The sequence below is a fragment of the Legionella parisiensis genome, from assembly GCF_001467945.1.
GTDB lineage: Bacteria > Pseudomonadota > Gammaproteobacteria > Legionellales > Legionellaceae > Legionella > Legionella parisiensis.
On the sequence record NZ_LNYQ01000013.1, the window covers coordinates 2,197,229 to 2,215,796 of the forward strand.

An 18,568-nucleotide genomic window follows, 5' to 3' on the forward strand; every position below is an offset into this window, starting at 1 on the left:
ATCAAGTTACTTTAGGCTGAGACGTTTTGTTTTTTAATTTCTCAATACTCAATCGCATTTTATAGTGTGGCACTGGATGCCATGAAGCTATAAATTCCCCAATGATTTCAAAACCAGCTTTTTTATAAACATGAACTGCACGCTCATTAGAGATTTCAGGATCAATAAGTACGATTTTAGCATCAGAAAATTGACTTAAGATAAACTCATGTATCATCTGTACTGATAATCCCTTACCAATATAATCCCGCCTGCAAATAAATAAATCGAGTGTTACTGCACCATCAGGATATTCTTCTGACTCCTCTATTTCAGAAGTAATTAAATAAGCGAATGGGGTTTCATTATCATATGCTATCCAATGAGTAGCCCATGGTTCCCCATCGTTTAAAAATTCATGAATGTCTTTTATTGTATTACTTAAACCATTGCCATGAAGCCATTCATTAATATGTGGCTGACTAATCCAGTCAAGAACAAGGTCTTCTTGTGTTTTATTCATTGGTTTAAAATGAAATCTGTTCTCATTATTCACGTTCATAATTGATTAAACTCATATAGCTGAGATAAAACATTGGTTTGTACCTCTATATAGCCGAATCTTAAAAATTGAATACTTCCGACATGCTTATTTAATCGCATCATAATCCGAATAAATTTCATGCAAAACCTTTTTTACATCAGTACCTTTAATTGGCCAACATAAAGTTTTCCATAATGCCCATCCTAAAGCGCGTATCCAGGTATCATTATCCAGCTGAACTGCATTTTTAAATACTTCTCGCTCTTCGCTGGAAAAAAAATTCCATGCTATTACCAAATCACACGCAGGATCTCCTACAGCAAGCTGGCCGAAATCAATAATAGCGCATAGTCTTCCGCTACGAACCAAAATATTTCCAACAGCGATGTCTCCGTGAACCCAAACTGGCTTTAAACGCCATTCAGAAGAAAGTGCCTGTTTCCATAAAGATTCTGCAATTCTTTGTTCATAAACGTTTTTAATTTTAGGAATTGCAAGTTGCATTTCATGATCATAGGCCTTTAATGAACTGCCCCGATAAAAATTATGTGCGCCAGCCAAAGGCCCATCTGTAGCATCTACAGATTGAAATTCTTTTAAACTTTTCCCTAATTTTTCTGCAAAACACTTTATATCATGAATATTCTGTCTTGAAGCAGACTCTCCCTCAATCCAACGATTGATACTCCAATTCCATGGATAAGCTGGTGATGGTTTTCCTAGTGCAATAGGTTGTGTAATCTGGAATGAAAGCTTTTTGGAGAGCCAGGGCAACCATCGATATTCTTTATGAATCTGTGGCTCATACCCCTTATCGCTAGGCAAACGAATCACCATTTCTTCACCTAAATGAAACGTTCGATTATCCCAACCACTTTGTACAACTGGATGTATTGGTAGTGATTGCCATTGTGGAAATTGCTCGGCAATGAGCTTTTGGACTAAATTTGTATCAATTGTTATTTTATCCATTAAGCCCTCTATAGATTCTTTATTGTAGGTTTTCTATGAAACTTGTGCGTAATCCCTGCATGCTCAAAGTCAAACTCAAATTTAAAACCTAATTTTTCCATAACGCGCAATGATGGATAATTAGTGTATGCAGTAAAACAAAAGAGCCAGCTAAATTCAAATGCTCTTCAGCATACTCCAAGGATGCTTGCCCCATTTCAAATGCTAAGCCTTTTCCCCAGTAAATTTGAGCTATTTGATAAGTTAACTCAACTTCCTCTTTTCCATCAAATATAAAAGTCTTTAATCCATGGTTGTGTGTTTCTTTGTCATACCAAATTGCAATAACTGTTGTTTTTCAATTTCAAATGCAGCGTTCCACGCAGGATTATGAGGAAGTAAGGCAATCATATTCTATGAATTGTATTTCATAATAACCAATATTGGGCTATCTTAACATATGTCTTAAAAGTGTATTAAAAATATTCACATGACGAGGAAAAAATGATTGCGATAAAAAAGCTAGACGAATTGCATACAGATGAATTGTCTTCCTATCTCAATCATTATCAAGAAACAACAATGTTCATTAGGAACAATTTATACCACTCGGGAATTACCTACCACGATGAACCTTTTCATGGGGAATATTACGGCTCCTTCGAGAACAAGCAACTTAATGGTGTTTTAGCTCATTATTGGAATGGTAACGTGATGATGCAGGCTGAAAATTTTTCTGCATTATCAGCATTAGTAGAAGAATTTGAGCTTAAAAGAACAAGACCAATTGCCGGAATACTTGGCGAAGACTCTCAAGCCAATTTTGTCATTGATAAGCTGAACTTAGAATCATCACTATTTGCTATTAATTATCAGGAAAAGTTATTCTTACTTAACATTGAAAAGGTGATTATACCCCAAGCAATTCATTCATTTAGCTGCACACTCAAAACAGTACAAGAGTGTGACAGGGATGTCATCAAAGAATGGCTTATCGCTTATCATATTGAAGCACTTGGCGATGATACGAATAATGCAAAACTTGAAGAATCGATTATCGATGAAATTCAAGATAAGCAAATTAGCCAAAATCGATGGGTTTTGTTTGTAAATAATACCCCTGTTTCATTATGTGGATTTAATGCCACCCTACCTGATATTGTGCAGCTCGGCCCCGTTTATACCCCTCCCACTTTAAGAAATAAAGGTTTTGCCAGAATTGCTGTGTATCTGTGCCTAAAACAAGCTGCAGCCAGACAAGTCAAAAGGGCAATTTTGTTCACCAATGATAATTCCGCTATATGCGTTTACCAAGCCCTTGGGTTTCACCAAATTGGAAAGTATCGATTGGCCTTGCTAAAATAAAGGCTTGTTGCAGTCATGATACAATATGCAGCTCAACAAAATACCTACTGAGTTAGAAATGATTGTACTACGCGATTTTGAATGGTATCTGGATAGATGCGACACAAAGCGACGATGAGATTATGGAAAAAATCTGGGAAATGCTGGATAACAGCACTGAACCCGATGCTGAAGAGTACGCCATACCTGATAAGGGGCTCTTATCAAATACTGTTTCAAAATTTTCCAAGCCCCCCAAGAACAAAAAACGAGAATTTTTCTGGCATACTACTATTAGAAATAACGGATCATATATCAACTTTGAATCAGAGTAGTTTACTCATTACAATGACCAAAAAAGGTACCGATATCAATATTACTTCCACAAAAAATAACCCCTACCCTTTTACCATGAAGTTCATTTTTTAAAGGGCCAAGACATGCTGCAATACCGGCAGCACAAGCTGGCTCAACCATCATTTTAAGTTCTTCTGCAATTAATTTCATTGCAGTAATAAGTTCCTGATCGCTAACGGTTACTAATTTATCGACATGCAGTTTACATAAATGGAAACTATATGGTTCCGCTTTAGGGGCACCAAGGCTGTCCGCGATGGTTTGAATTTTATTTATAGACATTGGCTTATTCGCTATGAAACTTCGACTCATTGTGTCTGCGCCTTCTGGCTCAACTCCGTAGATTTTACAGGATGGTTGGGCTTGACTGAATGCATTTGAAACCCCTGCACATAAGCCACCGCCACCTATAGCGATAACAACAGCATCTAATCCTTGAGTCTGTTCTGCAAATTCCAAACCCAATGTAGCAGTACCCAGGGCCGTATGGTAACCCTCAAAAGGATGAATAAAGGCTCGAGATTCCTGCTTTGCAATTTCTTGAACCTGGTTAAAGCCTTCATTAATAGTGTCACAATAGATTATTTCAGCACCATAAGATTGACAACGTTGAACTCGAAATTTGTTAGCTGTTTTTGGAATAACAACCTTTGCACCGATACCTAATTGTTTTGCAGCGTATGCGACTGCAATTGCATGATTACCAGCACTTATAGCAGTAACTCCGTTTTTTAATTCACTAGTCTTTAGAGCCATCATATTTAATAAGGCGCCACGAAGTTTAAAACAACCACCATATTGAAGTGTTTCGAGCTTGAGAAATAATTCAGTATTCTTCCCAAAAAGATTATTCTTTTCTTGCCCCTTCCATTCCCAAACAGGAGTTAGTAAAATTTTATCACCAAGAAGCTTTCTGGCTTCGCGAATTTCATTTAGATTTGGAATTTTGATCTCTTCAGCCATAAATATTGATGCCTTATGTTAGAGTTATTTATCACTTCTGAACAAAGTTTAATTCAAATAAAGGCAGTTGAATGCCCTCATAGATCTTTTCTTGCTTCAATTTGATCCCTATGCCTAACAATCTTACTGGCATACGCTTTCTCAAAAAACCTTCGTGTATGAGTTGGCATAAAATATTGAAATCAAGACTGTCATGCACGCACTCTACCGTGGTTTGCTGAAAATCATTAAATTTTAATTTAACAAACAGATTATGTATTCCAGCAATTGCTCTAGCCTGCTTAATTCTTGCTTCAAGACGAACTATTAATTCGGGTAAAGCAGCCAAACATGCTCCCACATTCGGTAAATCTTGCAAATAAGTTTCTTCAACACTAATCGATTTTCGAATACGTTCAGGATTTACTGGACGCTCATCGACTCCACGCGCTAAATCATAAAGTCGCTGGCCAATAGCACCAAATTCATTAATTAAATAGTCCATTGAATAATCTTGCAAATCACCACATGTTTTAATATTTAATGAATTGAGTTTTTCTTCCATTTTAGGGCCGACCCCAAATAATTTACGCACGGGTAAATCAATCATAAATGAACCAACCTCCTCTGGCTTAATCACCTTCTGCCCATTAGGTTTATGCCAATCACTGGCAATTTTTGCCAAACTTTTGTTCGGGGCAATTCCCGCGCTCGCAGTCAGTTGTCGTGTCTGATAAATTCGTGCACGTAGTTCTTGTGCCATCCACGTCGCACTCCCTTTACAATTAGGGGAGTCCGTCACATCAAGATAGGCTTCATCCAAGGATAAAGGTTCAATCAGATCGGTATACTCTTCAAATAAAGCTCTAATGTATTGACTTTCGTTTCGATAAACCTCCATGCGTACAGGCCGTAAGACAAGGTGACGGCATAATTTTAAGGCTTGGGCTGTGGACATGGCGGAGCGTACACCAAAGGCTCGTGCCGCATAATTGCACGTGGCAATAACTCCTCTGCGGTCAGCTGCCCCACCTACGGCGATGGGTTTATTCGCAAGCTCAGGAAAATCACGCATTTCGATTGCAGCATAAAAACAATCCATATCAATATGAATGATTTTTCTTATCGGATTTTTATCCTTTAGTTCATTCATAATTTATCCTTTCAATACAAATGAACTTGAGGAACATCAGACCATCGCGTGGTATAAGCAGGTGATTTAAGTTCTGCTCGCATAGCCCAAGGTTTTGAATATCCTTCTGCTGCGAGTCGAATCGTGCTTCTTCCATATTTTTGATTGATTTGATCAAACACAGTCATCAGCTGTTCCGTATGATGTAATTGCTCATCACTCGGCTGATGAAACATATCCAGCTGGCATGGGTTTTTAGGAATTAAGTCCTCAAGACAAACACCTGCTTTTTTATAGTAATATCCGGATTTAAAAATTCGTTGCAGACATTGTTTGGCAATTTTGGTAATGAGGCACAAATCATCGGTTGCATTAACAAAACGAAATTCCATGGCTTGAAAGTGTTGTGCCAAATCTTCCCGAAACCGATTAGTATGTACAAAAACAAATATGCGCTGTGCTACCAATTGCTGGTTGCGCATTTTTTCAACGGCTCGGGCACAATGGCTACTCACCGATTCGGCAATAGAGGCGTATCGGGTTTGCATCTGCCCGAAACTTTTTGACGACATGATACTTTGTTTCGGCTCAACTTCTTCTAAACCATTACAGGAAACTCCTTGAAGTTCCATTGCGGTACGCATTAACACGACATTAAAACTCTTCTTCAGAAGATGCGTATTGGTCATTGCCAAATCATAGGCAGTATGAATACCTCGTGCAATTAATTTATTTTCCCATTGCCGCCCTATTCCCCACACATCCCCCACTGAAACTTGCTTTAATAATTGCTCACGATTTGGCGTGATATTAAAGACCGGAATCTTAAAGACCTTTTTACATAAATGATTCGCCACTTTAGCCAGAGTTCTGGTGGCTCCAATACCAATTGAGGTAGGTATTCCAGTATGTTTTAAAATTTTCTTCTGTAATTCCTGGCAAAAAGTTTCATGACAATCAAACGGTAAACTTCTTAAATCAAGAAATGCTTCATCAATGGAGTAGATTTCCATGTGTGGCCAGTTTTCTTCTATAGTGCACATCACACGATGACTTATGTTGCCATAAAGTGTGTAATTTGAAGAAAAGGCTTTCACTCCATGCTGCTTACATAAACCTTTAATTTTAAAATAAGGCTCGCCCATTGCAATACCCAATGCCTTAGCCTCATTTGAGCGGGCGATGCAACAGCCATCATTATTAGACAGCACCACTATGGGAACATCTCTTAAATCAGGGCGAAATAAACGCTCGCAGCTGGCATAAAAGTTATTACAATCGATCAGGGCAAACATGTTAGGCAAGCTCATGAAGAACTAAAGTGACTACACCCCAAATTACCATCTCACACTCTTGGGTAATATCAATTGGCTTAAATTTGGAATTGGCAGGAAGTAATTGCACCCTACCCCCTTTTTTTGAAAGACGTTTCACTGTGAGTTCACCATTTACTGCTGCGATTACAATGCGCCCATCAGAGGGCTCTATGCTTCTATCGACTAATAGCCAATCGCCTGAAAAAATACCGGCCTCCACCATGGAATCTCCTGTGGCTTGCAAAACAAATGTGGCGGAAGGATGTTTAATGAATTTGGTATTTAAATCGAGATATCCTTCAATGTAATCGTCTGCAGGCGATGGGAATCCTGCTTGAACTTTACTTGCAAAGATGGGCAATTGATGCGCTTTGCGATTCGTTAATTGCTCTAATTCGAGAAGCTGGGCTACCGGAAGACGAACCGCTTTGGTAGGTTCACCCTTAGGACGCCCTGCCCCTGCTCTTTTTCCGCCTCGTGGTGACATGATGACTCTTGTTTTGATTTACGTACAAATATCATAGACAGGGAAAAATAAGCTGTAAAGCCCATATCAAGGCAACATGAGCTGAAATCACCATTAAGTCTTCGAGAATATTAAGAAAAATATTTTTAACTTTTTTATTTAGATAAGGGTTCCATCGCCAATGGATGGTCAAAGTCAGCCTTATTCACTAAAGTAGTAACCCGATACCCTTCCAAATCATCATAAGGATAAGGTTTCATAAGTGCTATTAATTGTGCTTTATCGCATTGCGTGTTATTAAGCCAAATGGCTTGGGCTTCTTCATCTAAAATAACAGGCATACGATGATGCACTGGTAGCATTAAGGGGTTCGCATCAGTGGTAATCAGACAACAGGAATGGATTACTTCTTCTTCATGCTGCCAGGTATCCCAAAGAGCCGCAACGGCCAGTAAGTCACGATTCTTTTTTTGAAAGAAATAAGGTTGTTTCATCCCGTCCTCTTGGTGCCATTCGTAAAAACCACTCATAGGCATTAAACAGCGCTTGGATTTCATCGCCTGACGAAATGCCGGTTTTTCAAAAAGGGTTTCGGCACGAGCATTAATGAGACTACCTATTTTTTTTCTATCTGTTACCCAAGAAGGAATAAGCCCCCATCGCAATAACACACTTTGAATTTCATGAGCATCGGCTTCTACAAGACACACCAATTCAGCTCCTGGCGCAATATTAAATCGCGGAGTAATTTCAATCGAATTGGATAGATGAAATTGATATTTTAACTTGTCATAAGAAGCCACATAAGCAAATCGGCCACACATCATATTCTCAACTATTTATTTAAAGTGTAGTACCACTTCATTTTTCTTGTATATTGCTATGAAAGACACCTTGATAAATGATGAATCATCTGGTTAACCTCCAAATTCTACAAGGAATTTGACAGACTATAAACAGACTTATCCACAGAAAATGTGAATAACTTAAATGAAATTGCGGAGATTTAAAAATGATATAAATCAGACACAGTAAGGTTTCTTATATTTTACTGATTAGTCATTCATTATTTGGTAAAAAAGATATCCACAGAAAAGAGATAAGGAAGAAAAATTTAGACATGGATATGTTATACAAATAAAAATTAAAAAAACAGTCTTGACTCGCACTATTTTTATTTTTTATTTTGTCCCGATGCTTGGTTAAACTTTGTGCTTAAAAATAACTCTTCTCGGAAAGAGTAAGTGTATATAGAAAATAAACCATCATAAATCTCAAATTCAGTACTTTTTTACAATTTTTCTTATAGCGGATATGAGTTGTGTATTAAGATTAGGTAAATTAGGTTTAAGATAATTTAAAATTGTTTTTATTATTTCAATACGTTCACCATTATTTGGATCAAGTAATCAATAAAGCATTTCATACTTGGAAAAACAAACCAATTCTCTCCATTACCAAAGATAAAATCAGTAAACAACATGAAAAACTAGGTAATGAACATGGCGAAGCATATGCCAATCTAGCCATGCGAGTATTACGTGCCCTATTCAATTTTGCTTCTGGTCAATATGAGGATGCTCAAGGCAAATCATTAATTATGGAAAACCTTTTAAGACGCCTGTCACAAACTCGCGCATGGTATCGTGTGGAGCGCCGACAAACTTACATTAAACCTCATGAATTAGAAGCTTGGTATACTGCTCTTAAAAATATTGAAAATGAAACCCTACGCGATTACTTATTATTAATTTTACTAACAGGCTTACGTAGAGAAGAAGCTGCCACCTTAAAATGGGAAAATGTCGATCTGGCAGCAAAAACCTTTACTGTGGTTAAAACAAAAAATAACGAATCCCACACCCTAGCCCTTTCTGATTTTCTCTATGATTTATTGGTAGCTCGTCATGAGAAGAAGATAAACGATTATGTATTCCCAGGAACTGGTGCTGCTGGTCATATTATTGAGCCACATAAACAAATGGCTAATGTAACCAAAGCATCTGGTGTCCACTTTACCGTTCATGATTTAAGACGTACCTTTATCACTATTGCTGAAAGCTTGGATATTTCTGCTTATGCGCTTAAACGGCTAATGAATCATAAAATGAGTAATGATGTGACCGCTGGGTATATCATTACAGATGTGGAGCGGTTGAGAAAACCAATACAATTGATTACCGATTATTTTTTAAAGTGTATGGGCGTTATTAGATCTGCTGATATTATTGGTATACAACCTCTTCAATTTGGATCGCATTGAGATCCAAATTAGACATAGAAAATAAATTTGTATTCCTTATATTCAATTTGGCGGACAATGTCGGCCAAATGATACACTTCAGTAAGTTCCATTTTGGAACTCACTGCTAGACACTTTAATTTGGTACTCAGCGTACCAAATCTCAAAAATTACATTTAAGTCTTTTCGAGATTTAAAAAATAACGAGTCGCTTTAAGTTCGCCAGTTCGTTTGAGAATATTTTTTTTCACCAAGTCATTCAAATCTCTGGTTGTTGTAGCGATCGGTGCGCCTGTTATGCTCATATAATTTTTAGCGCTCAAACCACCTTCAAATCCATCAGGCCCCGCTTGAAATAATTTTAATAAAACCTTTTCTTGCCTTGGATTAATTTTCCCTTCCGCTTCCCTTAAAATAACAGATTTCTTAATAATGAAATCTATATACAAATAAGTGCTTTGTTGCGCTTCTAGAGCGATGTTAGCGAACCATATCAACCAAGAGGTGAGATCCAAGGTTTTGCTTGCTAAACCTAACTGTTGATAATATTCCTTTCTCTTTTTTAATAATATTTTTGCCAATACTGTCATTACTGGTTTTGAAAATCCTTGCGATAAAGCTTTTTCTGCTATAGCTCGCCCTATTCTTCCATTTCCATCTTCAAAAGGATGGATACTCTCAAACCATAAGTGGGCTATTCCTGCTCGGGTTAATGTAGGTATAGGAGCTGAACCGGTGAGAGAACTTCGTTCAAACCAATCAATAAATTGATCCATTTCGGCCGGAACGCGTGTTGAGGGAGGAGCTTCAAAATGAACTTTTCGATCATAATCAGGTCCAGAAACAATTTGCATTGCTTCTTCATGCTTACGATATTGACCAATATGTTCTAAATGATGGCTATTACCCATTAAAAATTGATGCCATTCAAATAAAACCTGATGTGTTAGCGGATTAGAAATCGTTTGATATATATTAACCATCATTTTAGCGATCCCGCGTTCTGCCATGCTAGCTCTAGGAGATTTCGTAGACAATCCTAACTCTTTTTGAATAGAAGATTGCACACTATCTCTATTTAAATGCTCTCCTTCTATTTCTGAGCTATCCAAAGCATCTGTACACATTAAATCGATAAATAAATTTTGCTTACCTTCTTGAGATATATGTTGCGAAGAACCAATAATAATACCCGCGTTCTCAGTAAAAGACTGTTCAAACACAACTAATTTATCGGAGTCCCAAGTAAAATTTGGCCAATTCTCAAGCTGCCAATTCCATTTCATGATGAATAACCTCATATTTTATTAATCAAAATATAGCACAATAGTGATTAATAAAGTATGGATTTATTAATCACCTTTTGTTTCTTTAGAATTAATAAAATTAAATAATTGATTCTTTAGCGTCAGGGAAATTGCCATTTTACGAATTAAATTTTTTTTCAAATTTTCACATTGCGAAGCAATGTATATTGCGCCCTTGGAAAATTCTTTCTTCGGGATAAAGTTAATTTTGCATTTTGGATAAGTGTTTTTTTGTTACCCCATCATTGTGAATGATGCGTTGAATTGATTAATCAAAACAGCAGTTCTCTAAGATTACTTTGATTCAAACTAAATCATATAAAAATAATGAAACTATAATTACTATCACCGTATTAACTTAGAGAATATTTTATGAGCATTCAGGACATTAACAATCAGATAAAAGAAAAGATTAATAAAGATATAAAAATACTGAAGGAGGAAGTTGACCAGTTTATTGCTCAGGCAAATGCTAATAAAGATTTTGAATTAGAACTTGATTTATTAGAATCATATATTAAATTGTTAAACAGAGAAGATAAATTACAAAGTGCACCAAAAATATTTAGAAGTATAACTATTGCGGGGAATATTGAATCAGAACTAGATATTATTAGTGATTCACTAGCAGCTAGTTTAAAACCTTCATCTAAAAATCACATAAAATATCAGTAGGTCCTATCTCATCTATACCAATCACATCCTTGCAAGGTTTTATTGATAACATAAAGTCTAAAATTAAAAAAATATCCAAAAGGCTTTGGCAGTTTTTATCACAAATGATGAACCTTAATGAGTGGTCTGTTTCTGGAAACTCTAATATAAGTATTTGTGGTTTTTCAGGAGGAGTTACTCTTCAACTAACCTTTAAAGCTTGATAGCTAATGCTTTAAATAATCATTGAATTTTAAACGGCTATCATTTTATATTATTACTTCCACCATGAACGATCATAATCCGTTAGAGCGGGACATGGGGGACAAGTGGGGCATCCATATGGTTGTTGGGCCATCGGCGTTCCACAGTCAAAATCGATAGTGGAACGGGTGGGACTTTATTTAGAGTATGTTTATACTATATTCCATCTGCTCTGGCTTATATTTTTATCCATGAAACCACTTTTTCATTAAGAGATTCCAGGGCTTCTTCCCAGCTAGCGGGGTTTTGGTTGTATACCAAAGGTCCAATAAAATTTTGATATCTGTTTTTATGCTTAATATCTTCTTGGAGCAGTTTAAATCCATATCGTAGCTCTTTATATGGTTCATCTCGGAATTGAAGATGTTGGTTACCAAATTCCTCCATATCAATTTTAATGACTTGCTCTATGAACCTGCTTATTTTAGTCATGTCTGCATTGGATTGGTTAATAAGGTGGAGGTCATAGATATGGCGAATCAAAACTTCATCATCCTTTTTCTCATTATCTCTAGCATATGCCGAAGTTCTTCTTAACAACGATACAAATTTTTCACTGGCTGTGACCTCTATAGTTGCGCATGGGCATTGTAAAAGTTCTGGCGATAACCGAAGAGCTTCGGCGTACATTGAGGAAACTGGCTTAATAATTGGTGGTTCAAGCAAAGGGGATTCTGTGATTTCTAATTGAATTACAGGGCGAATCGCTTCAATCAATTGATGATAACGAGGGTATTGAATGTGGTATAGAAATTTACCTTCATCTAATTTCTTTGACTCAGTTAACTCAAATATTTCATGTTCTTCTAACAAGTCACGTAATTTTTGATAGAATTCCCCCCTTAATTTTCTTTGAACGCTTCTCGATTTCTTTTGAATATCTATAGATGGAATTATTTTAATATCCACATCTTCTGACATGCGAAAAGTATTTATATGAGCCTTCGATAAAGAGGTTCCGCCTGAAAATATAAATGAGTATGAAGAATCACCGACTGAATAAAGCCATTTGAGTAATGGCGTAGTAATCTTTTTCTACGAGAATGGGCTCTTCTATGCCGAACGCATCGGCAACATCTGCAAAATCGTAGGGTCTATTTCTTCCATTAAGAGCAAACAACCTTTAAGGTAAATTTATCTGTGCCAATTTTACGGTTAAACCTGCTTTTTACAACAACCTCAGCATTTGCGGGTATTTGTGTAGAGTTCGTCAAATAAGATTTCGTTGCATCGGAATATTGCCATTTTACACCAAGTCTTGTTAATGCTTCTTTAGAGATAGCTGTAAAACCGCCCTCAGCAGCAAGCATGGGTTTGCCGGTAATCCGATTTATTCTGGCTTTTGCATACAAACCATAACCTATTTTGAGCAACTTTCCTTCTCTGGATAATTCTTTTAATGCCCTGCCAACTTGATCATAATCACTTAATTGTTCAAAATCAGAGCGTAAAAAAACCTGCCGTTTAGATCGACCGATCTTTTTCCCAATTTTACTTCTAAGTGATACGCGTGACATAACTCTATTTTCCGATAGTTTCTTACAACATAATTATAGCAAAAATACGACACTTTTCAAAACAAAAATACGACACTTAATCTGATATGATATTTCTGTACGTGAATCTTTCTGATTGAATAAAGTTAGGGAACCTGTGGTACAAGTGGGACAGTAGAGTTATTTTAGTTACATTTTCATTGAATTTGTTTTCAATTGTTGACTTTAATTTTTAAACCACGTAATAATCTATTTGTTGTTTTAAATAGCTTTATGAAAATGGCTATAAAGCTACATGGAATTTAGGATAGGTGGAAAAGTACCAGTATTACTGGAATTTTCAATGATGGATTTATGGAAAAAGCCTCTTTGGCGGCATTTTTATTGCCGATTGAAAATTCTTTTAATGACGAGGTATTACTATGTCTAGAAAAAATGTATCACGCTTACAACTTATCAATGAATTTGAATCAGCTCCAGACTCCACTCTCTTTAATCAAAATACACTTGCCGCAGTCTTAGATTGCTCTGTTCAATTACTTGAACGAAACCGTTGGGCTGGTCAAGGTGTTCCCTATATTAAAATTGGTCGTACAGTTCGATATCGCAAATCAGATATTATTAATTATCTTCAACAACAATGCACTTATAACGTCCTTCAAGATGCTGTTTAGCAATTCTTTGATTAAGTCTTGTGATTGATTGGAAGGTGGTGGAACACCTTCCTGTGAACGTTGTTGGAGAAAAAGAAAATGAATTCAAATCAAATATATCATGTGGATTTTAAACAGTCTAAACGTATTAAGTCATTCCCATATGCAGGTGGATTGTTTCAATTAACCTCTGATGGAGTAATTTTTATCGGTAAGGATAAAGACAATAATGAGCTACCTCCTCGTTGGATTTGCTCTTCGTTGTACGTGGTCGCTAAAACTCGTGATGCCCATAGTGGTGAATGGGGTCGATTGCTCGAATGGGTAGATGATGATGGAATTAAACACCAATGGGCTATGCCTTTGGCTTTATTACAAGGGGATTCTAGCGATGTAAGGCGAGAGCTGGCGCGATTAGGATTGACTATTTCACCTAGTAAAACAGCTCGTGATTTGTTAGCGTCTTATATTCAAGTCTTTCCTGTTGAAGAGCGTGCTCGTTATGTTGATAAACTGGGCTGGTATAAAGAGGTATTTGTTACTGCTAATGAAACCATCGAAAAATCTGATGACCAAATCGTTTTTCAAAATGCCAATAGTCTTGAACCCGCATTATCCACTTCGGGAAGTGTTGAAGATTGGCGGAATTCTATTGCACGACTAACGGATGGCAATTCGCGCTTAATATTTGCAATTTCCTCGGCATTTGCACCAAGCCTAGCCAATCTTGTTGGTGAAGATTCAGGGGGATTTCATTTCAGAGGCGCCTCTTCCTCTGGCAAAACAACAGCTTTAAAAGTAGCTGCCTCTGTTTGGGGTAAGCCGGACAGTTATATTCGTTTGTGGCGAAGTACAGCGAACGGTTTGGAAGGATTGGCTGCCCTCCATAATGATGGTTTATTAATCTTGGATGAACTGAGTCAAATGGATCCCAAAGAAGCAGGAGAGTGCGCTTACCTGCTTGCCAATGGTCAAGGTAAAACACGAGCCTCTCGCTGTGGCACTGCAAGACAATTAATGCGTTGGTCATTACTCTTTTTATCCGCTGGCGAGGAGTCATTAACCTCGTTAATGGCCAAAGCTGGTCAGCGATGCAATGCAGGACAAGAAATTCGTTTGGCAGATATTGAAGCTGATGCGGGTGCTCAAATGGGATTATTTGAACAGCTACATAATCATATAAACTCAGCCTCTATGGCACTTGCGTTAAAAGAGGCTGCCAGTCAATATCATGGAGCAGTTGGAATTGCATGGCTCCATAAAATTGTTAAGCATCGCGCTGAATTAATCCCCCTACTCTCCAATAAAATCCAGCAATTTGTAGCAAAGGTCACGAAGCCCGAACACTCAGGTCAAATTCAACGAGTGGCCAGACGTTTTGCTTTAGTTGCCATGGCTGGGGAAATAGCGAGTCATTTTGAATTAACTGGTTGGAAACGAGGCACCGCCTGTCAAGCTGCGGAAAACTGTTTTAAAGCTTGGCTTGAAGATTTTGGAGATCATGGTAACCGAGAAGATCGAGCCATACTATCGCAAGTTCGAGCGTTCTTTGAAAAAGAAGGAGCAAGTAGGTTTGAAAGCGAAAATCATCCAAATAGTGAACGTCTTTATAACCGAGCTGGTTTTTTTCGAACGGATAACGAAGGTTTTCGTATTTATATGGTTTTATCCGAAGTTTACAGGAAGGAAATTTGCCAAGGCTTTGAGCCTAAAATGGTGAATAAAGTGCTTATCAATGCTGGTTGGATAGTTCCAGGGAATGACGGCAAAGCTTCTCAAAAGCGAAGAATCAAAGGGGTTGGTATTCCTAGATGCTATGTTTTTACCGAGAAAGTTTGGTCTGACGAGTATAAATTGTTCCACTAGTTCCACCGTCGATTTTGATAGTGGAACGCTTCTAAACCAGTAATTATAAAGGGTTCCCACTTGTCCCATTTGTACCACGTATTTTAAGTCTGTATCCTATCTCTTGTTTTAGTGTCTGGTATAACTCTCCGACTTAGCAAGCTTCCTTGATTGCTTATTTTTTTTCTTACCTGAACTGGGAGGTGTGATGTCATTAACAAAACAGAATTCAACATCAACTCTCATACGACGAAGTTCTTTAATTGCTCGTTTAAGGCTTATCCGAGAAAATAGAGGAAGATTTAGTGATTTTTTGATTTTATCTTTATGCGTTATTATTTGATAAATAATCTTAAACTCTTGATGTACGCTGTAATTAATTTCTATCTGAGGCTGTAATTTATTATTTATTAGCTTTGAAAAATTTTCAAAGGTTTCCGAATCATCTCGCAAAAGCCGAATAGAATTCAGACCTTGATTAAAGAGATGACTCAACGTAGCTGAATCCGTAGATCTTTTAACATGGTGTAATATAATTACTCTATTATTTTGAGCCTCTACAATATCGCAAGGTTCAACTTGCCTCTGGCCTTTCGGAGAAATATTACTTCTATCTAGACATAAGCAATTATTGAACATATCCGCGCAATGTTTATTAAATTCACCTTCATTTTTATGGTTGTAATCAGGGAGTGTTGTGTCTGCATAAAAAGAATCAAGGTATTCTGAAAGTTCGGAAACAAAATTTCTATCAACATAGTACCAGTTCCCTTCGCAAATATGATAAGTTTCTTTTTCATTTAAAGTAGATTGAGGAATCTCACTGGCCATAAGGTAATGATATGTTTGATGACGTCGACTGATAGGAATATATCCTTGTACCCGAACTTCATTATAAGAACCTAATAACTCAATACCGGGATTAGCAATCCAAGCCTGGGTTCGATGTGCAGTCTGTTGATAATCAGCAAAGAAAAAACCACCTAAAATTGCTTCCCCATAGCTCCAATTTTTGAGTTCACGCACTCCCGTTCCTATACTGTACGCAGAATTGCTGCTATTTAAATCTCTGCTTCCACCCAGAATAGTACCATCTAAGAACCATAACTTCTCTGCATTGCCTATGAGCGGCTGCATACTATCAATAAAACCACCAATTTGACTTTTTCCTAATAGGCCTTGGCCTGTAACTCGTGTCGACCATGGCTGATAACTAGGATAGGCTGTATTAAATCCTAGAACTATAATTACGACAATAAATGGCTTTAGATAATCTAAACTTGCTTTCTGCTTCAATCTCTTCATCCTGAACAATAACAATTATATTGTAAAAACTATCCATGGGACTGAATTGTAGCATCTCCTGACTTATAATATGAGTTTATAAGCTTGTCGCAGACCAAAACCTCTTTTCTTTATGGTTTCAAACTAGTAAAAATTACACAGGCCTGGCATTAGAATGTTCCTCAAACCATAAACCAGGAATATATTTATGGCAAATAATGCCTATACTATAATAGTTTTTTAAACATGAAGTGTGATTTGAAAAACTTGCGTCTGTTGATAAAGGGGGTTATGAGTTGGATAGATTTTTTACAGAAACGACGTAATAAACGAGCTGCGCTCCTTTTTTTAAAAGGTGTTCAGCAAGTCCTCTCCCTTTCCAGAGCTTCAATGAAGTCATACTGCGTTTAAGATTTCGAAAAGCCCTATGGTGCTAAGATAATTGTTTCTGGTTGTTGAATAGCTCTCTGAGAAGAATGCAACATATCAATCTGTTTTGTTGTTGCTATTTGTGGATAAAAGAATAGAGATTGACGAATTTGTTGAGTATCCTGGTAAAAACTAGTAGGGTTAGTAAAGTCGACTTCTAAATATGTGAGGAGTTTTAAAAGAACTTCTTTTCTTCCCTTATACTGATATGCATTGATTTCTCTTGAAAAATAATCTTTATATTTTGTAAATGCAGTAATCAGATTTGTAGTTAATTCTATTTTATTCTCAAGGACCAATTTCAAAGCCTCTTGTAACCGTGTACGCAATGTATCTACCTGTTCGTTTGCTTTTTCTGAATTAATAGCCTTACATGCTCTTATTAGCATATTATCCATTGAGCGAGCTATTGATAAATAGTCCAGCAATTTACTGTTTTTTTCACTGTGGGTTATTTTATTATGTAAATCACATAAAGATTTTAAGTGAGGGCTATCGGAAGTTATCTCTGTTGTAATATTCAATGTGAACTTTAATAAATCTATATATCCATCATATTCTTCATTCTCAATCCTCACATCTTTGGACCAAATACCCCAAAGAACACGCTGTTGAATAGCAGAAGCTCGGTCTCTCTCAATAGTTTCTGGATCATAATAATGATAACTACTCGAATTAAAGAGCCTGGTCAAGTTTTTGATAAAATCATCAGATTTAAGATCTCTTCTTTTGATAGAAACGAACTGTGCATACTCCAAACCTTGTCCACCAAGTAATGCTTCTCTGTGAGTACGTTTTCGACTGCCGAGCTCAATATCCACGCCAGTTGTATAAAAAACTTGTGGGTTCATTGTATTATAGTGTGGAATCTGCCAAACAGTCCCATCTTTTTTCTCTAGCCCCAAACCGACCTGTGTACCCCCTGATAGATGAATTTCCTCGCACATACTTTTAGGTAGAAAAATAAAATGAAGATAAAAGTCATCGGTATCTGCATAATCTAAAACAGCATCAATCCCACTACCTGCATCTTTTATTTCAAAGGTGCTTAAATAGCCAGAGTTTTGGTAGAATGTTTTAGAAGCATCGGAAGCGGTTGAAATATTAAGATGTTGGCCCGGGGTCACAGAATAACTGACTCGTCCGATTAAATCGTTCAGCGTAATACGTTCTCTTTTATCTGTACGAGCAAAAATAATAAAAGAAGATAATGAACTTTCTTGTAATACCGATTTTTTCTTAACAGGTTGTTTAAGCTCAGAGCTAACATCTAATTTATGCTTCATCAAAAATATCAATTCAAAACCTCAATATAGTACTAAATGATTATTGGTTGGTCAAATAAATATAATTTACATTATTC

17 protein-coding genes and 2 pseudogenes are annotated in these 18,568 nt (G+C 36.8%); 6 read left to right on the plus strand and 13 right to left on the minus strand.

The annotated features are described in order from the left end of the window. Position 1: 1 nt before the first annotated feature. The 3 genes from Lpar_RS15770 to Lpar_RS19625 all read right to left on the minus strand — a co-directional run bounded on the left by Lpar_RS15770 (position 2) and on the right by Lpar_RS19625 (position 1,820). Complete coding sequence (locus Lpar_RS15770) at positions 2 to 541, minus strand: GNAT family N-acetyltransferase (protein ID WP_058518819.1); 540 nt, start codon at positions 539 to 541, stop codon at positions 2 to 4. An 87-nt stretch (positions 542 to 628) separates the two neighbouring features. Then, a complete protein-coding gene (locus Lpar_RS15775; protein ID WP_058518820.1) occupies positions 629 to 1,495 on the minus strand; it encodes an aminoglycoside phosphotransferase family protein in 867 nt (288 codons plus the stop codon). A gap of 88 nt (positions 1,496 to 1,583) precedes the next feature. Further along, the gene (locus Lpar_RS19625; RefSeq protein ID WP_337589243.1) at positions 1,584 to 1,820 is read right to left on the minus strand and encodes a GNAT family N-acetyltransferase; all 237 of its coding nucleotides are present in this window, start codon (positions 1,818 to 1,820) and stop codon (positions 1,584 to 1,586) included. A gap of 158 nt (positions 1,821 to 1,978) precedes the next feature. Between Lpar_RS19625 and Lpar_RS15780 the strand changes: the two genes are divergently transcribed. Together Lpar_RS15780 and Lpar_RS19470 are read left to right on the plus strand one after the other, a co-directional pair. After that, entirely contained in the window at positions 1,979 to 2,839 is an 861-nt protein-coding gene (locus Lpar_RS15780) for a GNAT family N-acetyltransferase (RefSeq protein WP_058518821.1), read from the plus strand. A gap of 62 nt (positions 2,840 to 2,901) precedes the next feature. Continuing rightward, positions 2,902 to 3,030 (plus strand): annotated as a pseudogene (locus tag Lpar_RS19470) (antirestriction protein ArdA); the annotation flags it as partial. Positions 3,031 to 3,154: 124 nt separating this feature from the next. Here the strand turns inward: Lpar_RS19470 and Lpar_RS15790 are convergent. The 5 genes from Lpar_RS15790 to Lpar_RS15810 all read right to left on the minus strand — a co-directional run bounded on the left by Lpar_RS15790 (position 3,155) and on the right by Lpar_RS15810 (position 7,855). After that, positions 3,155 to 4,138 carry a threonine ammonia-lyase gene (locus Lpar_RS15790; RefSeq protein WP_058518823.1) on the minus strand — a complete coding sequence of 328 codons (984 nt, stop codon included), beginning with the start codon at positions 4,136 to 4,138 and terminating at the stop codon, positions 3,155 to 3,157. Positions 4,139 to 4,169: 31 nt separating this feature from the next. Further along, a complete protein-coding gene (gene dinB, locus Lpar_RS15795; RefSeq protein WP_058518824.1) occupies positions 4,170 to 5,270 on the minus strand; it encodes a DNA polymerase IV in 1,101 nt (366 codons plus the stop codon). A gap of 11 nt (positions 5,271 to 5,281) precedes the next feature. Next, complete coding sequence (locus Lpar_RS15800; RefSeq protein WP_058518825.1) at positions 5,282 to 6,559, minus strand: Y-family DNA polymerase; 1,278 nt, start codon at positions 6,557 to 6,559, stop codon at positions 5,282 to 5,284. Beyond that, positions 6,546 to 7,052 (minus strand): LexA family protein, encoded by a 507-nt coding sequence (locus tag Lpar_RS15805; RefSeq protein ID WP_058518826.1) that lies wholly within the window; start codon positions 7,050 to 7,052, stop codon positions 6,546 to 6,548. Before Lpar_RS15805 ends, Lpar_RS15800 begins: the two co-directional genes overlap by 14 nt. 134 nt (positions 7,053 to 7,186) lie before the next feature. Next, positions 7,187 to 7,855 (minus strand): SOS response-associated peptidase, encoded by a 669-nt coding sequence (locus Lpar_RS15810; RefSeq protein ID WP_058518827.1) that lies wholly within the window; start codon positions 7,853 to 7,855, stop codon positions 7,187 to 7,189. 587 nt (positions 7,856 to 8,442) lie between these two features. Here Lpar_RS15810 and Lpar_RS15815 point away from each other — a divergent pair. Continuing rightward, a pseudogene (locus Lpar_RS15815) lies at positions 8,443 to 9,294 on the plus strand (tyrosine-type recombinase/integrase); the annotation flags it as partial. Between the two features lie 155 nt (positions 9,295 to 9,449). On the opposite strand, the gene Lpar_RS15820 reads toward Lpar_RS15815, so the two are convergent. Beyond that, complete coding sequence (locus Lpar_RS15820; RefSeq protein ID WP_058518828.1) at positions 9,450 to 10,559, minus strand: Fic family protein; 1,110 nt, start codon at positions 10,557 to 10,559, stop codon at positions 9,450 to 9,452. 393 nt (positions 10,560 to 10,952) lie between these two features. Between Lpar_RS15820 and Lpar_RS15825 the strand changes: the two genes are divergently transcribed. Further along, complete coding sequence (locus Lpar_RS15825; RefSeq protein ID WP_058518829.1) at positions 10,953 to 11,255, plus strand: hypothetical protein; 303 nt, start codon at positions 10,953 to 10,955, stop codon at positions 11,253 to 11,255. A 420-nt stretch (positions 11,256 to 11,675) separates the two neighbouring features. Here Lpar_RS15825 and Lpar_RS15830 read toward each other — a convergent pair whose 3' ends face one another. Further along, positions 11,676 to 12,527, minus strand: a complete 852-nt coding sequence (locus Lpar_RS15830) for a nucleotidyl transferase AbiEii/AbiGii toxin family protein (protein WP_082650409.1) — start codon at positions 12,525 to 12,527, stop codon at positions 11,676 to 11,678. A gap of 77 nt (positions 12,528 to 12,604) precedes the next feature. Continuing rightward, entirely contained in the window at positions 12,605 to 13,015 is a 411-nt protein-coding gene (locus Lpar_RS15835; RefSeq protein ID WP_058518831.1) for a DUF6088 family protein, read from the minus strand. A 401-nt stretch (positions 13,016 to 13,416) separates the two neighbouring features. On the opposite strand from Lpar_RS15835, the gene Lpar_RS15840 reads away from it, so the two are divergent. Together Lpar_RS15840 and Lpar_RS15845 are read left to right on the plus strand one after the other, a co-directional pair. Continuing rightward, complete coding sequence (locus Lpar_RS15840; RefSeq protein ID WP_058518832.1) at positions 13,417 to 13,668, plus strand: helix-turn-helix transcriptional regulator; 252 nt, start codon at positions 13,417 to 13,419, stop codon at positions 13,666 to 13,668. 78 nt (positions 13,669 to 13,746) lie between these two features. Beyond that, on the plus strand, positions 13,747 to 15,513 hold the full coding sequence (locus tag Lpar_RS15845) for a DUF927 domain-containing protein (protein WP_058518833.1): 1,767 nt from the start codon (positions 13,747 to 13,749) through the stop codon (positions 15,511 to 15,513). A gap of 108 nt (positions 15,514 to 15,621) precedes the next feature. On the opposite strand, the gene Lpar_RS15850 is transcribed toward Lpar_RS15845, so the two are convergent. Further along, complete coding sequence (locus Lpar_RS15850) at positions 15,622 to 16,788, minus strand: DUF6119 family protein (protein WP_162264350.1); 1,167 nt, start codon at positions 16,786 to 16,788, stop codon at positions 15,622 to 15,624. Positions 16,789 to 17,201: 413 nt separating this feature from the next. Continuing rightward, positions 17,202 to 18,491 carry a hypothetical protein gene (locus Lpar_RS15855; RefSeq protein WP_058518835.1) on the minus strand — a complete coding sequence of 430 codons (1,290 nt, stop codon included), beginning with the start codon at positions 18,489 to 18,491 and terminating at the stop codon, positions 17,202 to 17,204. Positions 18,492 to 18,568: the final 77 nt, after the last annotated feature.